Genomic DNA, 2,825 nt, shown 5'->3' with positions numbered 1-2,825 from the left:
AATTCGTTTGGTCCGACGGAGACGACGGTGGACGTCACGTTGTGGGAGTGCCGTGCGGCTGACGGCTCCGTGCCGATCGGGCGTCCGGTGTGGAATACGCGGGTGTATGTGCTGGATGCGGGTTTGTCGCCGGTGCCGGTGGGTGTGGCGGGTGAGTTGTATGTGGCGGGTGCGGGTCTGGCGCGCGGGTATGTCGATCGGCCTGACCTGACGGCGGAGCGGTTCGTTGCGGATCCGTTTGCGGTGGTGGCTGGTTCGCGGATGTATCGGACCGGTGATGTGGTGCGCTGGACGGGGGACGGCGTCCTTGAGTTCGTGGGGCGTGCTGATGGCCAGGTGAAGGTGCGGGGTTTCCGTATCGAGCCGGGCGAGATCGAGGCCGTCCTGGCGGGTCACGAATCGGTGGGCCAGGTCGCCGTCGTGGTCCGGGAGGATCAGCCGGGCGACAAGCGCCTCGTGGCCTATGTCGTGGTTGGGGCGGTGGACTTCGACGCTGCGGTCCTGCGCCGGTACGTCGCGGATCGGCTGCCGGATTACATGGTGCCGTCCGCGTTCGTCGTGCTCGATGCGCTGCCGTTGACGCCGAACGGCAAGCTGGACCGGCGTGCTCTGCCCACCCCGGAGTACGCGGCGGTGGGAGCGGGCCGTGGGCCGCGCTCGCCGCGGGAGGAGATCCTGTGCGGGCTCTTCGCTGAGGTCCTGGGCGTGGAGTCGGTGTCGATCGACGACGGTTTCTTCGACCTGGGTGGGCATTCGCTGTTGGCGACGCGCCTGGTGAGCCGGATCCGGACCGTTCTCGGGGTGGAGGTGAGCATCCGTTCCCTGTTCGAGGCTCCGTCCGTCGCGGGCCTCGTGGACCGGCTCGACGAGGGTGGCCGGGTCCGTGAGCCGTTGGCGCGGCGGGTGCGGCCGGAAGTCCTGCCGGTCTCGTTCGCGCAGCGTCGTCTGTGGTTCCTGGGCCAGCTCGAAGGCGTCTCCGCCACCTACAACATCCCCCTCGCCCTCCGCCTGACCGGTGCGCTGGACGTCGAGGCGCTGCGGGCCGCCCTGGCGGACGTCGCGGGCCGGCACGAGAGTCTGCGGACGGTGTTCCCGCAGGTGGACTGCGAGCCGCGGCAGGAGATACGGCAGGGCGCTGCGGGAGTCCCCACCGTCAGCGTGGAAACCGTGTCTGCCGAAGCAGTCGCCTCGGTCGTGGGCCGGTCGGCTGCCACGGGCTTCGATCTGGAGCGGGATCTGCCGTGGCGGGTGCGGCTGTTGGAGGTCGCGGATGCTCCGGCCGAGTGGGTTCTGGTGATGGTGGTCCACCACATCGCAGCGGACGGCTCGTCCATGGCGCCGCTGGCCCGGGATCTGTCGCAGGCGTACGCGGCCCGCTGTCAGGGGCAGGCCCCGGAATGGCGGCCGCTTGCGGTGCAGTACGCGGACTACACGCTCTGGCAGCGCGATCTCCTCGGCAGCGAGGAGGACCCGGACAGTGTGATCTCCGCCCAGGTGGCCTACTGGCGCAAAGCCTTGGCCGAGGTGCCCCAGCAGCTGGAGCTGCCGGTTGACCACCCGCGCCCCGCGGTGGCGTCGCACGAGGGCGCCTCGGTGGACGTGCACGTACCGGCGGAAGTGCATGCCCGTCTGGTGGAGCTGTCCCGTGCCTCCGGGGCGAGCCTGTTCATGACCGTGCAGGCGGCCCTTGCGGTGCTGCTGTCGAAGATGGGCGCCGGCGAGGACATCCCGATCGGTACCCCCGTCGAGGGCCGTACCGACGATGCCCTGCACGATCTCGTCGGGTTCTTCGTGAACACGCTCGTCCTGCGAAGCGATGTCTCGGGCGATCCGACGTTCAGGGAAGTCCTCGAACGGGTCCGCGAAACCGACCTCGCCTCATTCGCGCACCAGGACGTGCCGTTCGAGCGCCTGGTGGAGCTCCTCAACCCCGCCCGCTCCATGGCTCGCCACCCCCTCTTCCAGATCATGCTCACGCTCCAGAGCGCGGCTGATCCCCATCTCGCGCTGCCCGGCCTGAGCGTGCGGCCGGAACAGGTGCAGGGGTCGGTGGCGAAGTTCGACCTGTCGTTCACCTTGGGGGAGACCCACGGCGCCGACGGGACCCCGGCGGGTCTGCGGGGGCAGCTGGACTACCGGACGGATCTGTTCGCCGAGGGAACCGTTCAGCACCTCGCGGACCGGCTGGTACGGGTACTGCGAGCAGTCGTCACCCAACCCGACCTGCATGTCAGCGAGATCGAACTGCTGGGGCCCGACGAGCGCGAGCAGATCCTGACCGAGTGGCACGGGGCCGTTGCCGAGGTTCCGGATGCGGCGTTGCCGGAGCTGTTCGAGGCCCAGGTCGCGCGTAGGCCCGATGCTGCCGCCGTGGTCAGTGGCGGGGTCGAGCTGAGCTACGCGGAGTTGAATGCCCGGGCGAATCGTTTGGCCCGTCATCTGGTGGCGTGTGGTGCGGGTCCGGAGCGTCTGGTGGCGGTGGCGTTGCCGCGGTCGGTGGATCTGGTCGTGGCGTTGCTCGCGGTGCTGAAGAGTGGTTCGGGTTATGTGCCGGTGGATCCGGAGTACCCGGCGGAGCGGATCGCGTACATGCTCGCGGATGCCGAACCCGTCCTGGTCGTGACGGAGACGGCCACTGCGGCCCTGCTCCCCCAGGGCAGCACTGCACCGCACCTGTTGCTCGACGATCCCGGGGTCCGGCAGACCGTGGCGGGCCAGGACAGCGGAGACCTGTCCGACAGTGACCGGCTGTCTTCGGTGTTGTCTTCGCATGTGGCGTATGTGATTTATACGTCGGGTTCGACGGGTCGGCCGAAGGGTGTGGT

1 protein-coding gene is annotated in these 2,825 nt (G+C 69.2%); it reads left to right on the top strand.

What is annotated here, in order from left to right:
- Nucleotides 1-27: 27 nt before the first annotated feature.
- Nucleotides 28-2,825 (top strand): condensation domain-containing protein (locus tag AB0M92_RS39170; RefSeq protein WP_366107173.1); only part of this gene is annotated, 2,798 nt, incomplete at its 3' end.

The organism is Streptomyces sp. NPDC051582, from assembly GCF_040681715.1.
In the GTDB taxonomy this organism is placed as follows: Bacteria; Actinomycetota; Actinomycetes; order Streptomycetales; family Streptomycetaceae; genus Streptomyces.
The sequence above is the reverse complement of the archived record's forward strand: the minus strand, read 5'-3'. Positions and strand labels throughout refer to the sequence as shown.